The sequence below is a fragment of the Xylanimonas protaetiae genome (genome assembly GCF_004135385.1).
GTDB lineage: Bacteria > Actinomycetota > Actinomycetes > Actinomycetales > Cellulomonadaceae > Xylanimonas > Xylanimonas protaetiae.
Genome location: NZ_CP035493.1, coordinates 1,531,898 through 1,555,083, shown reverse-complemented (window position 1 = coordinate 1,555,083; position 23,186 = coordinate 1,531,898). Strand labels below are relative to the sequence as shown.

Genomic DNA, 23,186 nt, shown 5'->3' with positions numbered 1-23,186 from the left:
CCCATGGACACCCCGGAGACGGAGACGCGTGCCCGTGACGAGCACGGTCGGTTCGCCCGCGTGATCGACCCGGAGCTCGCAGCCCACATCGCCGAGCACATCGCCGAGGACGGGGACACGGACCACGCGCCCACCAGCCCCGAGCGGGCCCCCCTGCCGGACGACCGGTTCGCCGACCGGGAGCTGAGCTGGCTCGCGTTCAACGAGCGCGTGCTGGAGCTCGCCGAGGACCCCGATCTGCCGCTCCTGGAGCGCCTGCGGTTCCTCGCGATCTTCGCGTCGAACCTGGACGAGTTCTTCATGGTGCGCGTCGCGGGCCTCAAGCGCCGCATCGCGATCGGCATCGCCGTCACGGCGGCGTCGGGCCAGTCGCCGCACCAGGTGCTCGAGGGCATCGGCGCGGCCGCCCACAAGCTCATGGACCGGCACGCGCAGGTGTTCCGCACCGACGTGCAGCCCGCGCTGGCGCGCGAGGGCATCACGATCGTCCACTGGGACGACCTGGAGACGCGCGAGCAGGACCGCCTGCACAAGTTCTTCCGCAAGCAGATCTTCCCCGTGCTGACACCGCTCGCGGTGGACCCCGCGCACCCGTTCCCGTACATCTCCGGCCTGTCGCTCAACCTGGCCGTGCTGGTGCGCAACCCGCTGACGGGCAAGGAGCACTTCGCCCGCGTCAAGGTGCCGCCGCTGCTGCCGCGCTTCATCGCGGTGGACGAGCGCGGCCGCCCCAGCGACCCGGCGTCCGGCGGCGCGGCCCAGCGCCCGACGTCGTTCGTGCCGCTGGAGGAGGTCATCGGCCAGCACCTCGACCACCTGTTCCCGGGCATGGAGGTCGTCGAGTCGCACACGTTCCGCGTGACGCGCAACGAGGACGTCGAGGTCGAGGAGGACGACGCCGAGAACCTCCTCAAGGCCATGGAGAAGGAGCTGCTGCGCCGCCGCTTCGGCCCGCCCGTGCGCCTCGAGCTCGCCGAGGGCATCAGCCCCCGCATCCGCGACCTGCTGGTGCGCGAGCTGGACGTCGTCGAGGACGAGGTCTACGAGCTGCCCGCCCCGCTGGACCTGACCGGCCTGAACATCGTCGCCGACGTCGAGCGCCCGGCGCTGCACTTCCCGCCGTTCGTGCCGACGACCCACCGCCAGCTCGCCGAGGTGGAGTCCGCGACACCCACGAACGTGTTCGCGGCGATCAAGCGCCGCGACGTGCTGCTGCACCACCCGTACGACTCGTTCTCGACGTCAGTGCAGACGTTCCTGGAGCAGGCTGCCGCCGACCCGCGGGTGCTGGCGATCAAGCAGACGCTCTACCGCACGTCGGGCGACTCCCCCATCGTCGACGCCCTCATCGACGCCGCCGAGGCCGGCAAGCAGGTGCTCGCGCTCGTCGAGATCAAGGCACGCTTCGACGAGCAGGCCAACATCTCGTGGGCGCGCAAGCTCGAGGAGGCCGGCGTCCACGTCGTCTACGGCATCGTCGGCCTGAAGACCCACGCGAAGCTGAGCCTCGTGGTGCGCCAGGAGTCCGACGGGCTGCGCCGCTACTGCCACGTCGGGACGGGCAACTACCACCCCAAGACCGCGCGGCTCTACACGGACCACGGCCTGCTGACGTGCGACCCCGACGTCGGCCAGGACCTGACCCGCCTGTTCAACCAGCTGTCCGGGTACGCGCCGCAGTCGCGGTTCCACCGCCTGCTCGTGGCCCCGCGCTCCGTGCGCGCCGGCCTCATCGAGCGCATCGAGCGCGAGGCGGACGCCGCACGGGCCGGCCACGAGGCGTGGGTCAAGCTCAAGGTCAACTCCGCCGTCGACGAGGCCACGATCGACGCGCTGTACCGGGCCTCGCAGGCCGGCGTGCAGGTCGACCTGGTGGTGCGCGGCATCTGCGCGATCCGGCCGGGCGTGCCCGGGCTGAGCGAGAACATCCGGGTCCGGTCCGTGCTCGGCCGGTTCCTCGAGCACAGCCGCATCTTCGCGTTCGCGAACTCCGTCGGCCCGGCGATCGGCGAGGGTCCCGAGTCGGGGCCCGAGGTGTTCATCGGCTCGGCCGACCTCATGCACCGCAACCTCGACCGCCGCGTCGAGGCGCTCGTGCGCATCACCGACGAGGGGCACGCCACCGAGCTGCTCGACCTGCTCGAGGTCTCGACGGCCGACACGACGTCGTCGTGGCACCTGGGCCCGGACGGCACCTGGACGCGGCACCACAAGGACGCCGACGGCAAGCCGCTCGCCGACCTCCAGGCCGTGCTCGTGAGGCGGCACCGCCGTCGGAGGGAGTCCGCGCGGTGACCGCGCGGGTCCCGGCCGTCCGCACGGCGGGCGGGCTGGTCTGGCGCGTGCGCGACGGGAGGCTCCAGGTGCTGCTGGTGCACCGGCCGCGCTACGACGACTGGTCGTGGCCCAAGGGGAAGCTCGAGAACGGCGAGTCGCACCAGGCGGCGGGCGCGCGCGAGATCGCCGAGGAGACGGGCAAGCCCGTGGTGCTGGGCGTCCCGCTGCCGAGCATGCGCTACCGCATGCCGGACGGGCGCTGGAAGACGGTCAGCTACTGGGCCGCGCGCCGGTCGCGGACGGTGGACGACTTCGCCGCCCTGGCGGCCCGCCACCCCGTCCCGCGGGCGTCCGTCGACGAGATCGACCGCGTGCGGTGGTTCGACGCCGACGCCGCGGCCCAGCGCCTCACGCGGCGCACCGACCGCAAGCCGCTCGTCGCGCTCGTCGAGGAGTTCACGCAGGGGCGCCTGCCCACGCACTCCGTCGTCGTCGCGCGGCACGGCAAGGCCATGGCCCGGGCCACGTGGCCGGGCGACGAGGCGACGCGACCGCTCACCCCGATCGGCCACGCGCACGCGGCCGCCATCGTCCCGGTGCTCGCCTCCTACGGCGTGACGCGCGTGGTCAGCTCCCGGTGGGAGCGCTGCGCGGCGACCGTGGCCCCCTACGTGACGGCCGCCCGGCTCAAGCCCTGGTACTCCGAGCACCTCACCGAGTCCGACCACGAGCGCTCCCCCGCGCGCGTCGCCGCCACGGTGCGCGAGCTGCTGGAGTCGCCGTCGTCGGCGGTGCTGTGCACGCACCGGCCCGTGCTGCCCACGGTGCTGGACGTGCTGGGGCAGCACTCACGCCGCGCGGTGGCCGACCGCCTGCCGTCCGCGGACCCGTTCCTCGAGCCGGGCGAGCTGCTGGTCGCGCACGTGGCGTCGACGAGCAAGGGGCCGCGCGTCGTGGCCGTGGAGCACGTCGTCCCGCCGCTGAGCTGACGCCCTGCGCCGGCTCCCCGTGCGGCCGGCGGACGTCACCACAGGGTGATGAGCCACGTGGCCAGCGCCGACACCGCGGCCGCGGCCGGGATGGTCAGCACCCACGCGACGGCGATGTTCTTCGCGACGCCCCAGCGCACGGCAGAGACCCGGCGTGTCGCGCCGACGCCCATGATCGCCGAGGTGATGGTGTGCGTCGTCGACACGGGGGCGTGCAGCACGAACGCGTTGGCGTAGAGCACGACGGCGGACACGCACTCGGCCACGAAGCCGCGCGCCGGGTCCAGCTCGATGATGCGGCGGCCGAGCGTGCGCATGATGCGCCACCCGCCGGAGTAGGTGCCTGCGGAGATCGCGGCGGCCGCGCACAGCTTCACCCACAGCGGGATGCCGGTGTCGGGGTTCGCCCAGCCGATCGACAGCAGCGCGAGGTAGATGACGCCCATGGTCTTCTGCGCGTCCTGGAGGCCGTGACCCAGGGCCATCGCGGCCGCCGACGCCGTCTGCGCGATCCGGAACTGACGGTGCGTCCGTGCGGGCGCGGCCTTCCGGAACGCCCACAGCAGCCCGATCATCACCGCGAACGCCAGGCCGAAGCCGAGCAGCGGCGAGATCACCATGGGGAGCACGACCCGCTGGACGATCTGGTCCCAGAAGACCGGCAGCCCGCCCGCCAGGCCGGCGCCCACGAGCCCCCCGATGAGCGAGTGCGTCGACGACGACGGCAGGCCGAACCACCACGTGACGAGGTTCCACGTGATCGCGCCGAGCAGCGCGCACAGCACCACGGTCAGCTCGGTCGTCGTGGACGCGTGGCCGAGGTCCACGATCGAGCGCGCGATCGTCTCGGCCACCGCCGTGCCCAGGAGCGCTCCCGCGAAGTTCATGACGGCGGCCATGCCGAGCGCGACGCGGGGCGTCAGGGCCCGGGTCGAGACCGAGGTCGCGATGGCGTTCGCCGCGTCGTGGAAGCCGTTCGTGTAGTCGAACCCGAGGGCGAGCGCCACGACGAGGACGACGAGCGCAACCTCCACCGGTCAGGACTCCTTGTTCGTCTGGTCGGCCTGATGCGGCACTCCGCTCCGGCGAGTGCCTCGTCCCTCGGCTCTCACCTCCGCTGCGCGCCGCATCAGGACTCCTTGAGCGCGATGGTCTCGACCAGCGTGGCCACGCGCTCGAAGCCGTCGCACGCCTCCTCGAGGACGTCGACGACCTCCTTGAGCTTGATGAGCGCGATGGCGTCGGTCGCGTTGTCGAAGAGCTCGGCGACGAGCTGGCGGTGCAGCTTGTCGGCCTGGTTCTCCAGCCGGTGGATCTCGACCCAGTAGCTGCTGAGCTCCTCCATGGTGCGCAGCCGGGGCATGGCCTCCGCGGTGAGCTCGGCGCAGCGCTGGAGCACCTGGACGACGGCGGAGACGCGCGCCGGCAGCTCGGCCAGCTTGTAGAGCACGATGAGGTCGCACGCCTCCTCCATCGCATCGACGACGTCGTCGAGCGCGTTGGCGAGCGCGTAGATGTCGTCACGGTCGAACGGCGTGACGAAGGTCTGGTTGAGCCGCTTGGTGATGGCGTGCGCGGCGTCGTCGGCGGCGTGCTCCGCCTCGACGAACCGGTCCGCGATGGCCTTGCGCTCCACCCGGTCGGCACCCAGCAGCTCGGCGAGCAGGCCCGTCCCCGTGACGATGTGCCCGGCGAGCTCCGTGAACAGATCGAAGTAGGTGGTGTCGCGCGGGGTGAGTCGCAGGCGCACGTCGGGACTCCTGAGGTGGGTGAACGCGATGCGAACACAGGGTAGACGCCGGGGGCGGCGTCGCCACCATCAGGTGGCACTGAAAAGCGACGTCGGACCGGGAGCGCCTCTCGGCGCGTGGCCGCTCGTAGCGGCTGAAGATGGAGCCCGGGGCTGCCGCGGCCCGACGCCGCGTGGTGAAGTCTAGTCCAGCGCGCCGGTGCGCCAGTACCCCGCCGCCTTCTCGAGCTCCTCGGCCGTCCGCAGGAGACCGGCTCCGCCGCGCGTGAGGCGGTCGGCGCCGTCCGGGTCGGCGGCCTCGCGGGCGTCGGCGTCGAACGCGGCGCCCGTGGCGAGGATGCGGCAGAAGGACGCGGCCCGCTCGAGCGCGACGGCGAGGTCGCCGGCGTACACCCCGGACAGGACGGCGTCCGCGAGCGCCCGCAGGTCCTCCGGCCCGGGCGGGGCGGCGACGCCGGCGACGGCCTCGTGCACGGGCGCGGCGCCGACCCCGAGCCGGTAGCGCAGGGCGACGGTCTGCGGGTCGCGGCGCACCCACTCGCGCAGCACGTAGAGCCGCCAGAGCGCCCCGGGGAGGGAGACGGGGGCGGCGTCGGCCCACAGGGCGGCGACGGCGTCGAGCCCCTCGGTCTCCACGAGGTGCACGAGCCGCTCGACGAGCGCGGGGTCCTCGGCGGCGCGCGCCCGGTGCACGACGGCGCGGGCCGTGGTGTGGGCCACCTCGTCGCGCAGCGCGGGGTCGGACGCGCCGACGAGCTCCTCCGCGTCGCGGGGGTCGAGCCGGGCCGGGCGCCGGAATCTGCCTTCGCTCATGGGCCCAGTGTCTCTCTCCTCACAGCCCGCCGAAAATAGTTGCTTGGTGCAAGCAACAGGCATATGGTTGCGTTCAGCAACCAAGGAGTGTCATGAGCATCCACGAACCGCTCGCTCCGGTCGCCCCGTCATCCCCCGCAGAGACGCTCTACTCCGCCCTGGAGGAGCTCGGTCGCGCCCAGCGCGAGGCCTCTGCGCTGATCGCGCGACGACTGGACTGGCCCCGCGCCGGGGTCGGTGTCCTCCGCCTGCTCGCCGTGTGCGGGCCAGCGCAGCTCACCGACGTCGCCGCGAAGCTGCGCGTCGACCCGTCGGTGGCGAGCCGCCAGGTCGGCCAGCTCGTCGACGCCGGCTACGTGCGCCGCACCGTGGACGCCGACGACCGCCGGGCCCGCGTGCTGGAGCTGACCGACGAGGGCCACGACCTCGCCGACCAGCTCACCGCCCAGTTCGCCCGGCTGTTCCAGGAGACGTTCGTCGGCTGGACCGACGAGGACCTCCTGGACACCTCCGACCGGATCCGTCGCGTCGCCGCGGCGATCTCCACCACCCGCACCCTGAGCCACGAAGAAGAAGGCACCCACTGATGTCAACCACCACACCGGACGTCGCGCGCAGCGCCGCCGGGATGACGCACCGGGAGACCCTCGAGGCTCTCTCCGGGATCATCCTCGGCATGTTCGTCGCGCTGCTCGCGGCGACCATCACGTCGTCGTCGATGCCGCGCATCGTCTCCGACCTCGGCGGCTCGCAGAGCTCGTACACCTGGGTCGTCACGGCCACCCTGCTCGCCCAGACGGTCTCGACGCCGCTGTGGGGCAAGTTCGCCGACCTCTTCGGCCGCAAGCTGCTCGTGCAGATCGCGCTCGTCATCACCGTGCTGTCCGCCGCCGCGGCCGGCTTCTCGCAGGACATCGGCACGCTCATCGCCTGCCGCGCCGTCCAGGGCCTCGGCGCCGGCGGCCTCATGGCGCTGGCGACCATCCTCATCGCCGACATCGTCTCGCCCCGCGAGCGCGGCCGGTACATGGGCCTCATGGGCGGCGTCATGGCCGTCTCGCAGGTCGGTGGCCCGCTGCTCGGCGGCGTCCTGACCGACTCGGTCGGCTGGCGCTGGAACTTCTTCGTCGGCATCCCGTTCGCCGTCGCCGCGATCATCGTGCTGCAGAAGACGCTGCACCTGCCGCAGCGCCCGCGCCGCGTCGCCAAGATCGACTACTGGGGCGCCGCGCTCATCACCGTGGGCGTCTCGCTGATCCTCGTGTGGGTCACCTTCGCCGCGTCGGGCAGCTACGCGTGGCTGTCGTGGCAGACGTACCTGATGGTCGGCGTCGCCGTCGCCTCGCTGGTCGCCGCGGTGCTCGTCGAGCGCGTGGTCGCCGAGCCGATCATCCCGCTGCACCTGTTCCAGAACCGCACGTTCGTGCTCGCCGTCGTCGGCTCGATCGCCGTGGGCGTCGCGATGTTCGGCACCGCCGTGTTCCTGTCGCAGTACCTGCAGATCTCGCGCGGCAAGACGCCGACCGAGTCCGGTCTGCTGACCATCCCGATGGTCGTCGGCACCATGCTCGCCGGCGTCGTGCTCGGCCGGATCATCTCCCAGACCGGCCGCTACAAGGCGATCATGGTCGGCGGTGGCGTCGTGCTCATCGGCGCCCTGGTCGGCATGGGCACCATCGACGCGCACACGAGCTTCGTGCTCATCGGCGTCTACCTGTTCGCGCTCGGCATCTCGGTCGGTGCGCTCATGCAGAACCTGGTGCTCGCGGTGCAGAACACGCTCGACGTCAAGGAGATGGGCTCCGGCACCTCCACGGTCGCGTTCTTCCGCTCGCTCGGCGGCGCCGTCGGCGTCTCCGCGCTGGGCGCGGTGCTCGCCACCACGGTCAAGGACGACATCGTCCACGGCCTCTCGAAGCTCGGCGTCCCGCTGGACGCGATGGGCGTCGGCGGCACCGTGCCGAACATCGCCACGCTGCCGACCCCGATCGCCCGGGTCGTGGAGGACGCCTATGCGGACGGCATCTCGGAGATCTTCCTCATCGCCGTGCCGATGGCCGTCATCGCGCTGATCTGCGTGATCTTCCTCAAGGAGGTCCCGCTGGGGAAGCGCTCGGGCATCCAGATGGCGCTCGAGGACCAGGACGGCACCGAGCGTGCGCAGGTCGCCGCCGCCGCCGAGGCCGACGTCCTCGGCGAGGAGATCGCCGCGGAGGTCGCCGCCCAGCGCGCCGCCCGCTGACCGGCACGTCCCTGCACCACCGACGGCGAGGCACCTCCACGAGGTGCCTCGCCGTCGGTGTGTCTGCCACGCACTTCCTGGTCGGACGCCCGTGCACGGGCCATGATGTGCTGCATGACGCACGCGACCGCGGCTCCCGACCCCGCGACCGACCCCATCAGCGCTCTCGAGCTCGAGCTGCGCATCCTGGTGCGCCGCGCGGCGTCGACGGCGGCGCAGACGGCCCTGCGGGTGCACCCGGGGCTCGACGCGAGCGCCTACCCGCTGCTCGCGCACATCGCCCTGTACCCGGGCACGCGCGGCTCGGACCTCGCGGCCCAGTTCGGCGTCGGGCGCGCGACGATGTCCCGCCAGCTGTCCAAGCTGGCCGGGCTCGGCCTCATCCACCGCGAGGTGGACCCGGACGACACGCGCGGCCAGCTCATCACGCTCACCGCCGACGGACAGGCGCGGTTCCTCGCCGCGCGCGACGGACGCCGCGACGCCCTGAGCCACGCCCTCGAGGACTGGTCCCCGGACGACGTCGCCCAGCTGGCGACGCTGCTGCGCCGCTACTCGGAGGACTGGGTCCGCTGGCGAGACGAAAACCCGTACGCCTAACGGTGGGCCCACGCGTAGGCCCGAGCGTGCTGATCGTCGGTTCGGGGTCTGATCGTCGATCGCTTGCGACGATCAGACCCCGAACCGACGATCAGAAGCGCTCGTGGCCGCCCTACGCCGTCTCGAACGTCAGGCTGATCGAGTTCATGCAGAAGCGGTCGCCCGTCGGGGTCTGCGGGGCGTCGTCGAACACGTGGCCCAGGTGGCTGCCGCAGCGCGCGCAGCGCACCTCGGTGCGGACCATGCCGTGGCTGCGGTCCTCGAGGAGCTCCACGCGGTCGCCCGCGAGCGGGCTGTAGAAGCTCGGCCAGCCGCAGTGGGAGTCGAACTTGGTCTCGCTGCGGAACAGCTCGTTGCCGCACGCGCGACACCGGTAGACGCCCACGCGCTTCTCGTCGAGGAGCTCACCCGTCCAGGCGCGCTCCGTGCCCGCCTTGCGCAGGACGGCGTACTCCTGCGGGTCCAGCTCGTCCTGCCACTGCTCGTCGGTCTTGGTGACCTCGTAGTTGCTCATCTGGCACCTCCGCCCCGGGAAACCCCGCGCTGGGCAGGGGTGTTCCCGCCGCGCTGCACCGTCTCGCGGCCCGGGGCCGCGACCGGCGCCGCGGCGCCCTGGGGGCGTCCGGCCCGACGACGACGGGCCTGCCCGCCCGGCGCCGACGACGCCGCCGCGCGCGGCGTCTCCCCCGCGGGCTGCGCAGGGCGCGACCCCTGCTGCGGGGCCCGGACCGGCCGGCTCGCAGCGGCCCGGCGCGGCTGCGGCTCGCGCGCCTGCCCGTGGTGCGCGCCGCGCGCCTCGCCGGGCTGGGCGCCGCGCACCTGACCCTGCTGGGCGTCCCGCGCCTGGCCCCGCTGCGCGCCGCGCGCCTGACCCTGCTGGGCACCGCGCGTCTGGCCCTCCTGCGACTCGCGCGACCGGCGCGGGCGCTCCTCGACGGGCTGGCCCGGGACCGGCTTGCGCGAGCGGACCGGCTGCTCCCCGCGCGTCGCCGCGGCGCGTGCCTGCTGGGCGCGCGTCGCGTCGGCGCGGGCGCGCGCCTCGCGGATCTCCGGCGTGACGACGGGGGCCGCGACCTCACCCACGAGGGCCGTCACCACGGCGTCGCCGGGGGTGACCTTCTGCGGCGGCGCGGTGATCTTCGCCTTGCGGGTCAGGTCCGCTACGTCGCCGCGCTGCTCGGGCAGCATGATCGTGACGACGTCGCCGCCCGAGCCCGCGCGGGCCGTGCGGCCGGAGCGGTGCAGGTACGCCTTGTGCTCGGCCGGCGGGTCGACGTGCACCACGAGCTCGACGTCGTCGACGTGGATGCCGCGCGCGGCGATGTCGGTGGCGACCAGCACCTTGACCTCGCCCGACGTGAAGGCGGCGAGGTTGCGCTCGCGCGCGCCCTGGCCGAGGTTGCCGTGCAGGTCGACGGCGGGGACGCCGTCGAGCGTGAGCTGCTTGGCGAGCTTCTTGGCCTGGTGCTTGGTGCGCGTGAACAGCACGCGGCGGCCCGTGCCGGCGGCGAGCTGGCGCACCACGTCGCGCTTGGCGCCGGCGTCCGCGACGGCGAGCACGTGGTGCGTCATCTGCGGCGGGGGCGCGGCGGCCTCGTCGACCGAGTGCGTCACCGGCTGGTGCAGGTAGCGCTTGACCAGCACGTCGACGCCGTTGTCGAGCGTCGCGGAGAACAGCAGGCGCTGGCCCTGCTTCGGCGTCTTGTCCAGGAGGCGCTTGACCCCGGGCAGGAAGCCGAGGTCGGCCATGTGGTCGGCCTCGTCGAGCACCGTGATCTCGATGCCGTCGAGCGTGAGCACCTTCTGGTTGAGGAGATCCTCGAGGCGGCCGGGGCACGCGACGAGGATGTCCACACCGGCGTCGAGCGCGGCGACCTGACGGGACTGCGCGACGCCGCCGAACACCGTCGTCGTGCGCAGGCCCATGGCCTGGGCGAGCGGCGACGTCGTCGCGTCGATCTGGAGTGCGAGCTCGCGCGTCGGGGCAAGGATCAGCGCGCGCGGGCGGCGCGGCACGCGGCGCGGCGTGCGTCCGGAGCCCGCCGCCGGGGCGGCCAGGCGCGTGACGACCGGCAGCGCGAACGCGACCGTCTTGCCGGAACCGGTGCGGCCGCGGCCGAGCACGTCCCTGCCGGCGAGGGAGTCCGGCAGCGAGGCCGCCTGGATCGGGAACGGAGAGGTGATGCCGCGCTCCGCGAGGGAGGCGACGACAGGCGTGGGCAGACCGAGGTCGGAGAAGTTCATGGTGCCTTTCGGGGCGTTCTCGCCGCGCGAGACCCGGGAGCGGACACCGGTCACCACGACGTCGGCGCCGCGTGGTCACGGCGCGCAAGGCTGCCATTTTCTCACGGGACCGTGGTTGCATGTGCGCCGTGAGCTTCGACAGCGTCGGCGACGTCTTCACGCGCATCTGGCAGGCCGCCACCACGCCCGTGCCCGCGCCCGCCCAGGCCGTGGTGCTGGCGATGGCCCTCGCGGCGCTCGCCGTCGTCGTCGTGACGCCCGTGTGGCGCGTGGCCCGGCACGTGATCACCATCGCGCACGAGGGCGCGCACGCCCTCGTGGCCACCCTCACGGGGCGGCGGCTGGACGCGATCCGGCTGCACTCGGACACGTCCGGGCTGACGATCTCGGCGGGGCGGCCGCGCGGGTTCGGCATGGTCGCGACGACGTTCGCGGGGTACGTGGGCCCGGGGCTCGTCGGGCTGGGCGCCGCGCGGCTGCTGCGCGAGGGCTACGCCGTCGGGCTGCTGTGGCTGCTCGTGGCCCTGCTGGCGCTCCTGCTGCTCAAGATCCGCAACCTGTTCGGGCTGTGGTCGGTGCTCGTGGCGGGCGTCGCGCTCGTGCTCGTCTCGTGGTTCCTGAGCGAGCCGGTGCAGTCGGCGGTCGCCTACGCGGTGACGTGGTTCCTGCTCGTCGGGTCGGTGCGGCCCGTGCTCGAGCTCCAGACGCAGCGGTTCCGGCGCAAGGCCCGGCAGTCCGACGCCGACCAGCTCGCGCGGCTCACGGGGCTGCCCGGGCTGTTCTGGGTGGGCGTGTTCCTGCTGGTGACGCTGGGCGCGCTCGTGCTGGGCGCGTGGTGGATCGTCGTCCCGTGACCGGTCGGCGGGTGCGGGGCCTATGCCCGTGACGCGTGCAGCACGAGGTTGTCCGGCGCCCGCGTCGGTCCGCCGGGCCGCTGGAGGCACGTGAGGACGACGAGACGTACGTCGCCGTCGTCGCGCACCCCCCAGATCGACGCGTCCCGTTCCGCGGCCTCCTTGGGAACGACCTCGACCGTGTCGACGACGTACAGGTCGCCGTCGACGTACAGGCGATCGCCGGGCGCGGCGAGGACCTCCCCGGAGCTTGCGGCGAACGCGTTGCCCGGGGCGCGTCCGCCGCGGACGGCGTGCATGGCGACGATCCGAGGCCGGCCGCCGGCACCGTCGGCCGCCGGGGCGGGGTCGCGGACGACGAACGCGTCGGTGAGCGTGGGCGGGTTGAGCACCGAGCCGTCCACGCTCATCCACACCAGTGGGACGTCCAGGCCGTGGTCCGGGGCGACGAAGCGGCCACCCGTGGGCTCCACGGCCGCCGCCTCAAGGTCCGGGGGCAGGTCGAGCTCGACGCGCCGGCCGTCGAGGTCGCGCAGGGTCGTGGCGGCGTCGGGCCGCAGGTGCTGCTCCCAGAGAGTGAGGCCCGCGCCGGCCAGCGAGAGCGCGAGCACCGCCACGAGGACGAGGCGAAGGACGCGACGCACTGGCCACCTCCAGGATCGGTCGGTACGGGCGACGCGCACGGGGCCGCCGCGGGAAAGGCCCCGGCGGGGAGGTGCTCACGGACGAGCCGCGAGCACCTCCCCGACGGGGCCAGGTGCGTCAGTCGCGCGAGGCGACCTCACGACGACGCAGGACCATCAGGCTCACCAGGGCCGTCAGCCCGAGCCCGCCGAGCGCGGCGAGCACCCAGCCGTTGCCGCCGAGGGCGGTGCCGCCCGTCTCGGCGCTGACACCCGGGAGGGTGGGCGCCGGGGTGGCCGGAGCCGGCGGCGTCGGGTCCGGGGTCTCGCCCGGCACGTACACCGCGCTCATGACCCGGATCGTCGTGCCGTCGTGGTCGTCCTCGTCCTGCTCGCCCACGGACTGGTTGATCTCCATGTCGACCCACCGCACGCTCACCGCGTCGAACGGGACCCGGTGGTCGGCCGTGCCCGGGACCGAGTCGACGTCCTCGACGAGGCCACCCGGCGTCGACTCCACCCAGGAGCCCAGGACGCCGTCGTGGACCTCGGCGAGCGGGGTCGCCTCGGCGCGCGACGTCATCCCGACGCCGTCCGAGAAGGCGAACGCCACCGGTGCGACGACCTGCTCCGTCACGACGGGCTCCTCGTGGACCCAGCCGCTGAAGGCCGCGATCTCGGTGAACGTCCGCACCTCACGGAACGGACGTCCGGCGTCGTCGAACTGGTCCTCCAGCGTGTCGTCGTCCTGCAGCTCGGACGTCACACGCTGGAACGCGTGCATCGTCTGGTACTGGCCCGGTGCGAGCACGATGCCCTCGTCGAAGGACAGGTACGCGTCACCGGAGTCGCCGATCTCCCACTCGGCCAAGGTGTCGTCGTGCCCTGGCACCGCGGCAGAGCTGGTGAGCTCGAGGCCCGGGTACATGTACTTGACCATCCGGTCGACCCGCGCGGTGCGGTTGCCCTGGTTGAACACCCGCACGGTGCTGATGATGATGTCGCCGACCTGGACGTCCGCATCCGGGTTGTCGTAGGTGACGAACGGGACCGGGGCCGCCGGAGCACCCGGCCTCTCCGCAACCTCGAAGCGGGTGCTGATGACACCCACGCCCGGTCGGTACAGCTCGGAGACCCAGGAGCGCAGGGCGAGGTCGTAGACCACGGGTGTCCGCACGATCACGACTGCCGTGTCCTCAAGGTCGCCCTCGGGCTGGTCGTCCTCCCACTCGTCGGTCGGGGGCGTGCCCAGGTCCGGGACCACCGTCGCGACGTTCGGGAACGCCTCCGCACCGCCGTCGGGAACGGTGGCGCCGCGGTTGGCCGTGTACGCGAACTCCCAGCGGTCCGCCTCGGCGGCGTCGAGCCATACCTCACCCTTCTCGTCGCCGAACTGCTCCGCGAACTCCGGGAAGGAGTCACGGACCTCGGCGGTCTGGTTGGTCACGGTGCGCTCGACGTCGTCGGCGCCCAGCTCGGTCTCGGCGGTCTCGGTGGCCGGCTGGCCGTCCGGGAGCGAGACGACGGTAGCGACGACCGGCAGCGGCAGGTCGCTGTCGACGAGGGTGCCGGGGAGCGTCGCCGTGAACCCGATGCGGGCCGAGCCGACACCGTCCGGGCCTCTGGCGGGCACCGCGGTGACGACGCCGTCAAGCGTCGCCTCCACGCCTCCGACCATGACAACCACGCTGTCGACGTCGATCGCGCCGCTGGACGGGTTGGTCAGGGTGACCTCACCCGAGACGTAGAGGTTCTCCACCTGGCGCTCGGACGTGACCGTGAGCAGGTAGGCGAACTCGACGTCCTCTCCGGCAACCGTCTCAACGTCGTCGTCCGACGTGACGGTCTTGGTGATCGCCCAGTCGTAGTCGACGTGGTTGGTGCCGTCGATCACCGGGATCGCCGCAACCAGGCCCGCCTCGACGACCACGAGGGCGTCGTCCACCCACGGGTTGTCCGTGTCGGGCGTACCGTCCTCCGCGGCTGGCGGACCCTCAGACTCCGGCGCATCCTCACCGTCCACCGGCGTCTGCAGCCAGGTGACGTTCAGATGCTCCCCGACCCCGGCATCCAGCGTGTACGTGAACACCGCATGCCGCTCAGCACCCGACCCGGTCCACCCAGGCTCGGCCACCGCGACACCCGCTGCCACGCTGGTCACACCATCCATCCAATGGACCGTGCCCAAGTACACGGGCTCGTCCGGGTTCGTCATGTCATCGAAGACGTGCACGACGTGGTTGGTGAACGACCATTCCCAGGTCACCTCGACGTCGTCCGGTGCCGTCGCGGTCGCGGACGACGCCGGCGAGCCGAGCTCCCCGCCGTCCCACGCGATCTCCACGTCGAAGCGGAAGTCACCGGCGCGCAAGGCGTCCACGGTGTCTGCGTCGACGACGACGGACTCGACGGCGAAGGTCGCGACCCCGGCAGTCGTGACCCCGTCACCGGACTTGGTCGCCGCCGGGACGACCCACGGGCCGGGCTCGTTCACTTGGAACGTCTGCGACACGGCGTCATCGATCGTCACCGTCGGGGTGATGCTCGTGAGCTTCACGTCGACCGGGTTCGGGTTCGTCACCTCGATGCCGTCGAAGGTCGCCACGAAGCTCGAGTCGCTGATCGGTCCTGGCGTCACGACGAGCCGGTACTCGAACTCACGCGTGCCGTCGGCGCCCGCCACGACCGGACCCGCGGACGGGCCCCACACGCCGTTGGAACCGGCGAGGCGGACGAGCTTCTCGATGCTCCAGTCGAACGTGCGCTGGGCCTCGACCGTGACGTCCGCGGTGACCGCGAGGTCCTCGCGGGTCACGAGCGTCGTCGTGGTCTCGTCGACGATCGGGTCGCCGTCCTCGGGCGTGAGGATTGCGACGTTCGTGAACTCGAACGTCTCGCCCGCGTTCAGCGGGCCAAGCTTGCGCTCATAGACGAACTGCCACGTCGGCGTGCCCGCCGCCGTGACCGCGCCCTCCTGGTCGCGCCAGCCGTCGACGTCGAGGGTGATGTCGTCGAAGTGGTCGGCCAGAAGGGGGAACCGCTCGAGAACCGCGTCCGCGAAGGCGTCGGCCAGCACGGCCGTACGGTTGCGCTCCAACCCAGTGAACGTCCCGACGGTGCCCGGCTGGTCGACGCCGTCGATCGTCACAAGGACGTTCAGCGGCCGCGGATCGGTGGATCCGAAGGTCCGTTCCCAACGCAGCGCCACCGACGTCTCCGCTCCGACCTGCGTCGGCCCGCTCAGCTCCACGGCAACCCCGTTGACGAGAACCTGGACGCCGTCGAGAGGCATCGCGTCGCCGTTGGGGTTGCTGACGACCACCTCGCCGGACGCCGTAAAGTTCGCGTTCGTGGGCGTCGCGGCGACGTCAAGGGTGTACGTGACCGGAAGCGCCGTACCCGGGACCAGCGTGACGGTCTTGCCGTCGTCCATCGAGCTCTTGTCGAGTTCCCACGACCAACCCGTGTCGTACTGGCCGACCGCGGTAGCGCTCGCCGTCAGCGGCGCCGGGGCGCGGTTGACCACCCAGCAGGTCACCATGGACTCCCCGATCATGCTGAGGTCAGCACCCGGGTTCGCCGTGCCGAAGCCGGTGTCCATCACGCCGATCCGGGTGAAGCCGCCCGCGCCGACCGTCGTGTAGATGCACGATGCGTTGTGGCCGTCCTGCGGAACGATCTCCCAGCCAGGCTTGAGCTCCTCGCTGATCGAGATCCTGCCCGGATCGGTCTGGTTCGCCTGCGGACTGACATCCAGCGGGATGTTGACGGACCCGGAGGCGTTGGTGACGAACGGGCCGCTGCCTGCGACCTTGAACGGCGCGTCGTCCGCCGGGACAGCGGAGAACGACCATCCAGCGCCCGGCTGCCCGCCGTTGACGAGCGGGCGGCCGTCGGCGTCGAAGGAGATCGTCGACGCGTCGAAGTCGGCCGGAACCTCGATCTTGTTGATCGACAGCGACGGTGTGCACGACTCCACGGCGAAGTCTCGAAGGGCTGCTCTGAGCGCCGACCAGTCGTTGGACCGGAACACATCGGCATCGCCGAGCGATGTGCCGGCCGCGAACTGGGTCTGGCCCGAGATCGCCGTGAGGTTGTGCACGGACGCGGCGTCGGTCACCGCGGTTCCGACACCGGCGGCGAGGATCCGGGTGCCGCTGGCCTTGAGCGCGTTGGCGGCAAAGACCGCGGCCTCCACGTCGATCCGAGCGTTCTGGCTCCCGCGGCCGTTCGTCGTCGAGGTCGAGGTTCCGAGCAGTCCGTACGCCGTCGGGTTGCCGTCGGTCATGAAGACGACGAGGTCGTACGTGTCGGCGGCCGCACGCTTGGCGTTCTGCTGATGGACGGTCCACAACGCCTGGTCCCAGTTCGTCGCGTGCGTCCCCGACCGCGTCGCCCAGCTGCGATAGGCGGCCTTGAACTTGGTAGCGTCAACCTGAGAGGCGATCGATCGTGCGGGCCCGTTCGCGTCACCCGAGACGTTCGCATGGCTTCCGCTGATCGGCGAGTTCCAGCCGAAGTTGTACGCCGAGATCCGCGTCGGCGTCCCGACGAGCGACTGCACGAGGCCGTCTGCCGCGTCGAGCATGAGCGGAACCTGGTTCGGGCTTCCGGCCACCGTCATCGACGACGACAGGTCCATGACCAGCGCGACGTTGAGTCCGCACTGTGCCGGCAACGACGGGTTCTGGCGCGAGTTCTGCCAGACGCCGCCGGAGCGCAGCCGGAGGTTGTCGGTCGACGTGGACTCCTGGTGCATGAAGTCGACGCCCGAGGCTTGAGGGTTCGCGGCGGTCTGGTTCGACGAGATCGCTGCCGTCAGAAAGCGGTACTGGAAAGCGTCGGACGGCGACGGACCGGTAGCGCCAGTCCGCAGTGTCTGGTTCATGAACCAGTCGTTGGTGGCGTCCACGGTGGCGCCGTCGGTAGCCTCGAAACCCTCCTGGATGACCCAGAAGCGCGCGTTCGCGAAGGCACCCGACTCGTCGAAGCAGGCGCGGTCCGTCGAGTTCGCCGGGATTGAGTTCTGCGAGCCTGCCAGCGTCGAGCCGACCGCCTGGGTGCAGCTGAGGCCGGTGACGATAGGGACGCGGAACGTCGCAACGCCGTTGGCGTCGGTGACGGCGCGTGCCCAGTCGTAGTCGACTGGCGCGTCGACGGTGCCGGCGGCGCTCGCGCCGGTCGCCCGGTGAAGTCGGAGCACGACGCCGGCCAGCCCAGTGACCTCGTCGAGCGGAAGCCGACCCGTGGACCAGGCGCTCAGCCCGGTCCGGTCGGCTCCGGCGTCGACGCGGATGTGTGCGTAGACCGGGTCTGCAACAGGCAGGGCCTCGGCAGCCGCAGGCGCGTAGGCCGGCGGGGCGTGGGTAAGGGCCGTCTCGATCTCGACGAAGCCGTCCTGCGCCGCCGGGGGAGCGTGCGCGCGGGCTGACGTGCCGGCCTGCATGTCGACGCTCCTGCCGTCCTCATCGCCGTCCCCGTCCCCGTCGTCGGCGGGCGACGAGCCGTCCGACGTGCCGTCAGGCATCGTTGCTGCTTCGTCGTCACGAACCTCGTCGTCAGGGGCCGGCTCCACCGGCGCGGTCACCTCGGCGGACTCGACCGCGACAGCGGTCGGGTCCGCGTCGTCGGCGGCCGCCGACGTCACGAAAAGCCCTCCCGAGACAAGGGTGAGGGCGAGTGCGGTCACGCCGCTGATCACGCGCCAGCCTGTCGGCCGGCGTTGTGGGCGACGCCTCCTGTGGTCAGTCATGGTCTGCTTCCTTCCGCGACCCGTGGGCCGCCTGCATCGATCTGGCAGCGCCAGAGCCCGCGGGCCGGAGGGTGACGTCGCTCACCGCGACGCGACCTCCGGGTCGTCCTCGGCCTCTGCGGGGAACACGCCGGCACGGAGCTCGTCCGTCATCCCGACGCCGTCGGGACCGTCCTTGGCATCGGTGCTGAAGAGCACCTCCCACGGCACGTCGAGACGTGTCGCGATCGCGAGCGCGAAGTCGTCGCTGATGCTGCGGAGCTTGCCGGCCTCCACCGCGTGGATCGCCGCCTGGGTGCGGCGGACGAGGAAGGCCAGGTCCCGCTGCGAGTAGCGGCGCTGCTCACGCGCTCGCCGGATCAACGCGGCGTCCTTCACCCACATGTCGCCCTCCAGGTTTCTCGCGCCCGGGACCGGACGCGTCCTGACCGAGCATGCAGGGTTCACAAGTGCGGTGCGGACCACTTGTCATCAGGTTGTCAGGAATATGCCTCCAAAGATGGCCCTCTACCTGCGATGATGTGTGAGCAGGTTGTCAAAGGGTGATGTGGCGCGATTCGACCGTTGCCCGGGAGGAATGCCATGAAACCGAGAGTTCGGACATTGCAGGACCTCGCGCGGGCCGCACAGGCAGATGCCGGGACGTCGATGCGCCAGCTCGCCAGGCGCGCACAGGAGCACGGCTTCAAGATCGTCGACACCACGCTCAACGCGATCGCCGCGGGGACCTACAAGTCACGCCCGACGTCGGAGACCATCCGCGCGATCGCCTGGTTGTCCCACGTCACGGACGACGAGGCCTTCGCGGCCGCGGGCCAGCCCGTGCCCGGGCCTCCGTTCGCCAAGGAGCTCCCGCCCGACGTCGACCACCTGTCGCCCCGGCACCGCAAGATCGTCGTCGAGCTGCTCCGGGTGCTGATCGACGACGACCTCCGGGCGTGCAGCAGCGAGGGGACCGCCAGCCAGGCGTCGCCGGCGAGCGACGTCGTCGACGTCGCGACCTCGGGCGCGGCGACGTCGAGGACGAGGCGCGCGCCGGACCGGCGGCGGGCCGCCGCGCGCGGCCAGGAGCCCGAGGACCGCGCGGGCGACGGACCCGCCTGAGCGCGGTCGCCCCCGACGACGACGGCCGCCGCCCGGCAGGGGCGGCGGCCGTCGGAGTGCGGGCCCTCAGGCCTGCGGCGTGAGGACGAACCCCGGGCCCTGAGCGGCGGGGTCGGTGTCGAGAGTGAGGGCGTCCAGGGCGTCCGCGGCCTCCTTCTCCACGAAGACGTGCGTGGCGCCCGACTCGTCGACCACCTGGTCGTCGGGCTGCGGAGCGGGCACCAGGGCCAGCTCGAAGTTGCCGGGGACCCCGGCGGACTGGGCGATCCGCAGACCACCTTCGCTGGGGACGCCGGCCTGCTGCGCCAGGTCCTCGACTGCCGCTCGCGCGTTGTCGGTCACAGTGAGCACGCTGAGCTCCTCTCGTTGGTTCTTGCGGGCCGTTCCACCGAAGCAGAGGGGGTCACGAGATGGCAACGCTGAGACGCGGTTGAGCCGAAACCTCCCGAATGGCGAGACCTCGCGTGACACCGGTCACACCTGCGCACTAGGGTCCGCCGCTCGTCTCACACTGCTGTCCGTGTCACTCCCCCGTGCCAAGATCGCCGGGTGCACCCCTCCCTCACGCCGCCCGGGCCGGGCGCCATCGCGGGGTACGTGGGCCCCGGCGCGTTCGCGCGCGGCGCCGCGTACCGCGACCAGGGCCGGGTCACGTCGCTGCACTGGGACCCGAGGGTGCTGCGGCTCGAGGGCACGGTGCGCGGGAGCCTGCCCCTGTACCGGGCGTCGGTGTGGTTCGCGCGGGCCGGACGGACGCTGGAGATCGACGACTCGTCGTGCACGTGCCCGGTCGGCTCCGACTGCAAGCACGTCGCCGCGCTGCTGCTCGAGGCGTACCACGCCGGCCAGGACGGCGGTCTCGACGACGCTCCCGGCCCCGCGGCCGCCGTGACGTCGAGCCCGGCGTGGCGGCGCACGCTCGACCGCCTCCCCGCCACGGCTCCCGCGACCACGCCGGGCGAGGCACGCGTGACCCCGCTCGCACTCCAGCTCCGCCTCGACGGCAGACCCGGCTCCGGCGTCTCCGTCCGCCCGGTCAAGCAGGGCGCGAAGGGCGGCTGGTCGGGCGGGTACGAGGTGAGCTGGGACCTGCTGCCGCACGAGTACTACGGCGAGCGCTGGGAGCCGGTGGCGCGCGACTGGCTCCTGGAGCTCGCCGCGATGCGCAGGCCCACGGGCTACCGGTACGGCTCCAGCACGTGGGAGAACCTCGCCGGGTTCACGTCCCGGGTGCTGTGGCCGCACCTCGCGCGGGCCGTCGAGCTCGGCGTCCCGCTCGTCGCGGCCGGCAAGGGCTCGCTCCGTCTCGCGGGCGGCGCAGCGGCCGCCCTCGACCTCACGGCCGACGCCGGCGGTCTGCGCCTGACGCCCACGATGACGTTCGACGGCCGCCCGACCACCGCTCCCGTGCGCGGCAACGTCGGGGACGGCGGCCTGTTCGCCCTCGAGGACGACGTGCTGGTGCTCGGCCCCACGCCCGCGCCGCTGAGCCTCGCCGCGATCGAGCTGCTGCACGCGGACCCCGTCGTGGTGCCCGCCGCCGACGTCGCCGACTTCTGGTCCGGCTACCACCCGCGGCTGGCCCGGCAGATCGCGCTGACCAGCAGCGACGCCTCCGTCGCGCTCCCCGCGCCCGCGCTGCCCACGCTCGTGGTCACGGCGTCGTTCGAGGGGCCGCCCCTGCTGCGGCTCGCGTGCGCGTGGGAGTACGCGACGCCGTCCGGCCCCGTGACGTACCCGTGGCGGGCCACGACACGCGACGCCGCGAGCCGCGACCTCGTCGCCGAGCAGAAGGTGCGCGACGCCGTCGCGCAGACCGTCCGGGCGCTCGACGCGCTCGCGGACCTGACGCTCGGGGACGAGCTGACGCTCACCGACGTCGACGCGCTCGACGCGGCCGAGGTGCTGCTGCCCGCGCTCCGCGACGTCCCCGACGTGCGCGTCGACGTCGTGGAGCAGCCCGCCTACCGCGAGCTCGCGGGCGCCCCCACCGTCGCGCTCACGACGCTCGACACCGAGCGCACCGACTGGTTCGACCTCGCCGTGTCCGTCCAGGTCGCGGGGCACGAGGTGCCCGTGCGCTCGATCATCGAGGCCCTCGGCTCGGGCAAGAAGCGGCTCGTGCTCGTGGACGGCACGTGGCTGCGGCTCGACCACCCCGCGCTGGAGCGGCTGCGCGACCTGCTCGACGAGGCGTCCCGCCTCTCCGACCGACCCGGACGCCCGTACGCGCCCAGCATCAACCGGTACCACGCGGGCCTGTGGGAGGACCTCGACGAGCTCGCCGACGTCGTCGACGTCCCGGAGCGCTGGCGGGCGTCCGTGGGCGGCCTGCTGGCCCTGACCTCGGACGGCGCTGCGGCGCGCCCGCAGACCCGCCCGGTGCCGGACGGCCTCCGGGCGGACCTGCGGCCCTACCAGCAGCAGGGGTTCGAGTGGCTCGCGTTCTGCCACGAGCACGGGCTGGGCGGGATCCTCGCCGACGACATGGGGCTCGGCAAGACGCTCCAGACGCTCGCGCTCGTCGCGCACGCCCGCGCCGCGTCGCCGCAGGCGCCGCCCTTCCTCGTCGTCGCGCCGGCGTCCGTGGTGAGCAACTGGGCGGCCGAGGCGGCACGGTTCGCGCCGGGCCTGCGCGTCGTCATCCGCACGACGACGTCGACGCGCGCCGCGGCGCCCCTCGCGGACGAGGTCGCGGGGGCCGACGTCGTCGTGACGTCCTACGCGATCTTCCGGCTCGACTCCACCGCCTTCCACGACCTGCCGTGGGCGGGCCTCGTGCTCGACGAGGCGCAGTTCGTCAAGAACCACGCCTCCCGCGTCAACGCGTGCGCGCGCTCGCTGCCCGCGCCGTTCAAGCTCGCGATCACGGGCACGCCCATGGAGAACGACGTCGGCGAGCTGTGGGCGCTGCTCGCCGTCGTCGCGCCCGGGCTGTATCCGTCGCGGCGGCGGTTCGCGGAGGACTTCGTCAAGCCGCTGACCGCCGCGGCCCGGCCGGGCGCGGCGCCCGCCGTGCGCGCGCACGCGGCGGCGCGCGCGGACCTGCTGCGGCGGCGCGTGCGCCCGCTGATGCTGCGACGCACCAAGGAGCAGGTGGCCCCCGAGCTGCCCGAGCGGCAGGAGCAGGTGCTCGCGGTCGACCTCGCGCCCGGGCACCGCCGCGCCTACGACGCCCGCCTCCAGCGCGAGCGCACGCGCGTGCTGGGGATGCTCGACGACGTCGACGGCAACCGCCTGGCCATCTTCAAGTCGCTCACGACGCTGCGCCGGATGGCACTGGACGCCTCGCTCGTCGACCCGGAGGCGTACGACGGCGTGCCGTCGTCGAAGCTCGACGTGCTGGCGGACCAGCTGCTCGAGGTCGCGGCGGAGGGGCACCGCGCGCTCGTGTTCTCGCAGTTCACGAGCTACCTGTCGCTCGTCTCCGCCCGCCTGGACGCGCTGGGGCTGCGGCACGCCTACCTCGACGGGACCACACGACGCCGGGCCGACGTCATCCGGAGCTTCAAGGACGGCGACGCGCCTCTGTTCCTCATCAGCCTCAAGGCGGGCGGGTTCGGCCTCAACCTCACCGAGGCCGACCACGTCTACCTGCTGGACCCGTGGTGGAACCCCGCGACCGAGGCGCAGGCCGTGGACCGCACCCACCGCATCGGCCAGACCCGGCCCGTGAACGTGGTGCGCATGGTCGCGGCCGGGACGATCGAGGAGAAGGTCATGGAGCTCAAGGAGCGCAAGGCCGCCGCGGTCAGCGCGGTCCTCGGCGACGGCGACGACGTGTTCTCGCGCAGCCTCGACGCGGACGACCTGCGCGCGCTGTTCACGCCGCACCACTGACGGCTGCGCCCCGGGTCCCGGGGTTGTCCACAGGCCTCCTTCGCGCAGGCCGCGCGCTCGTTACGGTGACCGGCACCCGGCCGTCCGGCCAGGCCACA

17 protein-coding genes are annotated in these 23,186 nt (G+C 72.7%); 8 read left to right on the top strand and 9 right to left on the bottom strand.

The window, feature by feature from the left end:
- Positions 1-3 precede the first annotated feature (3 nt).
- Together ET471_RS07020 and ET471_RS07015 are read left to right on the top strand one after the other, a co-directional pair.
- Positions 4-2,295 carry an RNA degradosome polyphosphate kinase gene (locus tag ET471_RS07020; RefSeq protein WP_129187218.1) on the top strand — a complete coding sequence of 764 codons (2,292 nt, stop codon included), beginning with the start codon at positions 4-6 and terminating at the stop codon, positions 2,293-2,295.
- Positions 2,292-3,266: an NUDIX hydrolase gene (locus ET471_RS07015; RefSeq protein ID WP_129187216.1), complete on the top strand. Its 975-nt coding sequence runs from the start codon at positions 2,292-2,294 to the stop codon at positions 3,264-3,266. The genes ET471_RS07020 and ET471_RS07015 overlap by 4 nt, the downstream gene beginning before the upstream one ends.
- 35 nt (positions 3,267-3,301) lie before the next feature.
- Here ET471_RS07015 and ET471_RS07010 read toward each other — a convergent pair whose 3' ends face one another.
- From ET471_RS07010 to ET471_RS07000, 3 genes are all read right to left on the bottom strand, one after another.
- Positions 3,302-4,300 carry an inorganic phosphate transporter gene (locus ET471_RS07010; protein ID WP_129187214.1) on the bottom strand — a complete coding sequence of 333 codons (999 nt, stop codon included), beginning with the start codon at positions 4,298-4,300 and terminating at the stop codon, positions 3,302-3,304.
- 95 nt (positions 4,301-4,395) lie between these two features.
- The gene (locus tag ET471_RS07005) at positions 4,396-5,016 is read right to left on the bottom strand and encodes a DUF47 domain-containing protein (RefSeq protein ID WP_129187212.1); all 621 of its coding nucleotides are present in this window, start codon (positions 5,014-5,016) and stop codon (positions 4,396-4,398) included.
- A 183-nt stretch (positions 5,017-5,199) separates the two neighbouring features.
- Entirely contained in the window at positions 5,200-5,829 is a 630-nt protein-coding gene (locus tag ET471_RS07000; RefSeq protein WP_129187211.1) for a hypothetical protein, read from the bottom strand.
- Between the two features lie 92 nt (positions 5,830-5,921).
- On the opposite strand from ET471_RS07000, the gene ET471_RS06995 reads away from it, so the two are divergent.
- The 3 genes from ET471_RS06995 (at position 5,922) to ET471_RS06985 (ending at position 8,671) form a co-directional block, all read left to right on the top strand.
- A complete protein-coding gene (locus ET471_RS06995; protein ID WP_129187210.1) occupies positions 5,922-6,416 on the top strand; it encodes a MarR family winged helix-turn-helix transcriptional regulator in 495 nt (164 codons plus the stop codon).
- Complete coding sequence (locus ET471_RS06990) at positions 6,416-8,071, top strand: MDR family MFS transporter (RefSeq protein WP_242496457.1); 1,656 nt, start codon at positions 6,416-6,418, stop codon at positions 8,069-8,071. Before ET471_RS06995 ends, ET471_RS06990 begins: the two co-directional genes overlap by 1 nt.
- 114 nt (positions 8,072-8,185) lie before the next feature.
- A complete protein-coding gene (locus ET471_RS06985) occupies positions 8,186-8,671 on the top strand; it encodes a MarR family winged helix-turn-helix transcriptional regulator (RefSeq protein WP_129187208.1) in 486 nt (161 codons plus the stop codon).
- A gap of 112 nt (positions 8,672-8,783) precedes the next feature.
- On the opposite strand, the gene msrB is transcribed toward ET471_RS06985, so the two are convergent.
- A complete protein-coding gene (gene msrB / locus ET471_RS06980) occupies positions 8,784-9,185 on the bottom strand; it encodes a peptide-methionine (R)-S-oxide reductase MsrB (RefSeq protein ID WP_129187206.1) in 402 nt (133 codons plus the stop codon).
- Positions 9,182-10,915, bottom strand: a complete 1,734-nt coding sequence (locus tag ET471_RS06975; RefSeq protein WP_129187205.1) for a DEAD/DEAH box helicase — start codon at positions 10,913-10,915, stop codon at positions 9,182-9,184. Before ET471_RS06975 ends, msrB begins: the two co-directional genes overlap by 4 nt.
- Before the next feature lie 119 nt (positions 10,916-11,034).
- Here ET471_RS06975 and ET471_RS06970 point away from each other — a divergent pair, with 119 nt between their 5' ends.
- Positions 11,035-11,769 carry a M50 family metallopeptidase gene (locus ET471_RS06970; protein WP_129187203.1) on the top strand — a complete coding sequence of 245 codons (735 nt, stop codon included), beginning with the start codon at positions 11,035-11,037 and terminating at the stop codon, positions 11,767-11,769.
- Between the two features lie 20 nt (positions 11,770-11,789).
- On the opposite strand, the gene ET471_RS06965 is transcribed toward ET471_RS06970, so the two are convergent.
- The 3 genes from ET471_RS06965 to ET471_RS06955 form a co-directional block, all read right to left on the bottom strand.
- The gene (locus ET471_RS06965; protein WP_129187201.1) at positions 11,790-12,413 is read right to left on the bottom strand and encodes a sortase family protein; all 624 of its coding nucleotides are present in this window, start codon (positions 12,411-12,413) and stop codon (positions 11,790-11,792) included.
- 118 nt (positions 12,414-12,531) lie between these two features.
- Positions 12,532-18,081: a vWA domain-containing protein gene (locus ET471_RS06960; protein ID WP_129187200.1), complete on the bottom strand. Its 5,550-nt coding sequence runs from the start codon at positions 18,079-18,081 to the stop codon at positions 12,532-12,534.
- Between the two features lie 144 nt (positions 18,082-18,225).
- Positions 18,226-18,528: a helix-turn-helix transcriptional regulator gene (locus ET471_RS06955; RefSeq protein ID WP_129187199.1), complete on the bottom strand. Its 303-nt coding sequence runs from the start codon at positions 18,526-18,528 to the stop codon at positions 18,226-18,228.
- 219 nt (positions 18,529-18,747) lie between these two features.
- Here ET471_RS06955 and ET471_RS06950 point away from each other — a divergent pair, with 219 nt between their 5' ends.
- Positions 18,748-19,248, top strand: a complete 501-nt coding sequence (locus tag ET471_RS06950) for a hypothetical protein (protein WP_129187198.1) — start codon at positions 18,748-18,750, stop codon at positions 19,246-19,248.
- Between the two features lie 66 nt (positions 19,249-19,314).
- Here ET471_RS06950 and ET471_RS06945 read toward each other — a convergent pair whose 3' ends face one another.
- A complete protein-coding gene (locus tag ET471_RS06945; RefSeq protein ID WP_129187197.1) occupies positions 19,315-19,599 on the bottom strand; it encodes an iron-sulfur cluster biosynthesis family protein in 285 nt (94 codons plus the stop codon).
- A 198-nt stretch (positions 19,600-19,797) separates the two neighbouring features.
- Between ET471_RS06945 and ET471_RS06940 the strand changes: the two genes are divergently transcribed.
- Entirely contained in the window at positions 19,798-23,088 is a 3,291-nt protein-coding gene (locus tag ET471_RS06940) for a DEAD/DEAH box helicase (RefSeq protein ID WP_129187196.1), read from the top strand.
- Positions 23,089-23,186: the final 98 nt, after the last annotated feature.